Origin of the sequence: Oceanisphaera sp., assembly GCF_052084945.1 — a bacterium.
Classification (GTDB): Bacteria; Pseudomonadota; Gammaproteobacteria; order Enterobacterales; family Aeromonadaceae; genus Oceanimonas.
Genome location: NZ_JBQDEX010000186.1, coordinates 1 through 2503, shown reverse-complemented (window position 1 = coordinate 2503; position 2503 = coordinate 1). Strand labels below are relative to the sequence as shown.

3 protein-coding genes and 1 pseudogene are annotated in these 2503 nt (G+C 48.1%); 1 reads left to right on the top strand and 3 read right to left on the bottom strand.

Translation table 11 applies throughout. From position 1 onward, the window contains the following. From ACTHY5_RS11815 to sbcB, 3 genes are all read right to left on the bottom strand, one after another. On the bottom strand, positions 1 to 276 hold a 276-nt coding region (locus tag ACTHY5_RS11815), incomplete at its 3' end, for an LrgB family protein (RefSeq protein WP_441879962.1). Beyond that, complete coding sequence (locus tag ACTHY5_RS11810; protein ID WP_441879959.1) at positions 273 to 638, bottom strand: CidA/LrgA family protein; 366 nt, start codon at positions 636 to 638, stop codon at positions 273 to 275. The genes ACTHY5_RS11815 and ACTHY5_RS11810, both read right to left, overlap by 4 nt. Beyond that, positions 622 to 2043, bottom strand: a complete 1422-nt coding sequence (sbcB, locus tag ACTHY5_RS11805; RefSeq protein WP_441879956.1) for an exodeoxyribonuclease I — start codon at positions 2041 to 2043, stop codon at positions 622 to 624. The genes ACTHY5_RS11810 and sbcB overlap by 17 nt, the downstream gene beginning before the upstream one ends. 276 nt (positions 2044 to 2319) lie before the next feature. Between sbcB and ACTHY5_RS11800 the strand changes: the two are divergent. Further along, positions 2320 to 2503, top strand: a pseudogene (locus tag ACTHY5_RS11800) (efflux RND transporter periplasmic adaptor subunit); the annotation flags it as partial.

Below are 2503 nucleotides of genomic sequence, written 5' to 3'. Positions count from 1 at the left end.
ACACAGCACTATGGGCCACCATTGTTTGCGAATTTTGGCAGCCTGTTGATATAAAGGCAGGGCAAACGCCACTACGGCTAACTCTAGTAGGCTAGTAAGGGGTTGAGTACCGGTTTGGTAGTCACTGCCATCTTGGCCGGTGAGCACTAACAAAGCGATAATAATTAATGCGGGCAGCATAATGGTGTTAATAAGTGGACTTCTGTAGTATCGCCCCAGCTTTTTAACCAGCAAATACAGCAATATCGTAAGGGGAATAGCTAACCATATCATCATGCTTGCATCCTCTGATAAAGGCGGCCGACGACCAGTAAAATAAGCACCAAGCCGATAAAGGCAGAGCTAATAATTAGCCCAATGCCCTCGCTGAGGACATCGACATACCCCAATAACCCCGCGGCCACCGGAATAAACAATATTGCCATATGGCGCAATATCAACTGGCCGCTGTCATATACCCAAGTGAGGGGCACTAACTGGGTGCTGAGCAAGGTAAACAGAATAAATAAGCCTAAAATGCTGCCCGGAAAATCAACAGGCAGCAGGCTGGCCAACCCATTACCGGCTTGTAGACACGCCAGTAACACCACAAAGCCACGTATTAATATAAAAGCAGAAGACTTATAAAGACTGAACATAACGCGCCACCGCTTGTAATAAGGCTAACTTGTTTTCATCTTCTTGGTGCGCCATGACTAATTGCTCTAAGCGCTGCATATAGGGCTCAGCCTGATTGGTGAGCTTGTCTTGGCAATGCTGACGCCAGCGTTGCCACTCTTGCTCAGTTAAGGTGTGCGGATAGTTGCGCGCTCGGTAGCGAAATAACAGCTCGGGCAGGCGCTCATCATTAAATTGCAGCCCCATATCTGCCAGTGCTTCGGGCTGGCTGCTACGTATTATGTCCATGGCGGCTTTATCGGCAGCACCAAAAAAGCCCCCTTCATACAGGGCGCCGTCTACATCTGTAATGGGGGCAAAGTCAGGGGCAATTTGATACAAAGCCACGACTTTTTCGCGGATCTCGGGGTGGCGACGTAGTAAATCCAGACTTTTTCGACACTGGGCGCGATCAATACCGAGCTCATCGGCGCGCTGCTCCGTGAGTGCGCCAGCTTTCGCCAGCACTGGGCACTTATTGATGTGCACCAGCTTAACTGGCACCGGTAATTGGTCACCTAACTCGGTATGTTTAGTATATAAACGCTCGTGTAATTGCTCGGGGCTTAGTTCAATTAAGGGCGTAAGATCCATGGCCAAGTTAACGCAAATAACCGCATTGGCATTATCTGGGTGCCACGCCAGCGGCGCAATCCAGCTAGCGCAGCCTTGCCAAGATGAAAACCGACCCGACACATGCACTAATGGCTGGCTATTCACCACATCCATTAACGCTTTTACTTTATGCTTGCTTCTTAGTTCAAATAAATAATCAAACAATTTAGGCTGTGCTTGGCGCAATAATTTAGCGATAGCAATGGTGGCCCTGACATCGGCTAAGGCGTCATGAGCATCACCATGGTCAATATTATTGGCTTGGGTTAATCGCTCTAACTTAAAGCTGGGCTTGCCGTCGTCATCGGTTGGCCACTGAATGCCCTCGGGGCGCAGTGCATAAAAGGCGCGCACCACATCTAATAAATCCCAGCGCGAATTACCCTGTTGCCAACTGTAGGCGTAGGCATCATAAAAGTTGCGATACAAAGTAAAACGGGTCACTTCGTCGTCAAAACGAAGATTGTTATAACCCAAAATACAGGTATTTGGCTGGCTAAATTGATCGTGAATATGGTGAATAAACTCAGCCTCACATCCCCCTTTTTGTTGTGCTGTTTGTGGGGTAATGCCGGTAATTAATGTGGCTTCTGGTGAGGGCAGATAATCGCTGGGCAACTTGCAATACAGCATTAACGGCTCGCCAATTTCGTTTAACTCGGCATCGGTACGAATAGCGGCAAACTGTACCGGCCTATCATAGGCTGGGTGAAGGCCGGCGGTTTCGTAGTCGTGAAACAAAAAACTGGGTGCTGCTGCAGATTGGCTCATGATTATAGGTCTTTTTACAGTGGGCTAAGCGCACAGGCTTGTGTCGCCATTAGCCAATAAAAGAGATTACCGTAAGGGTATCATGTTGAAAAGCCTAGCTGTAGGGGCGCTTGGATTTTGTCGAGGGTTGGGATGAATGTTGAGCTAAGCCTGTGGTGCAAAGCCGTGAGCACTGGGTTTTCGCCACACTTTGTTACACTTTACTGGTTTATTGACATAGTCTGGTGCCAGTAAACAGGTAAACTAAGCCAAGCCTAGAAAAAGGAATAAAAAAGCATGCTTAATAACACATACTCTGGATGGCTTAACGTTGGTTTATGGCTGTTGGTCGCATTAATGCCAATGTCTGTGCTTGCACAGCGCAGCGCTGTAGTCACCACAGTGCGGGTTGCAGAACAGCCCGTTACCGCCAAAATTGAACTAATAGGTACCTTAAAAGCCAATCAGCAAGTTGCTATTG

Bases quoted from the DNA above. Each gene is read 5' to 3' on its own strand.
- ACTHY5_RS11810 (WP_441879959.1), bottom strand. From the start codon at position 638: ATGTTCAGTCTTTATAAGTCTTCTGCTTTTATATTAATACGTGGCTTT.
- sbcB (WP_441879956.1), bottom strand. From the start codon at position 2,043: ATGAGCCAATCTGCAGCAGCACCCAGTTTTTTGTTTCACGACTACGAA.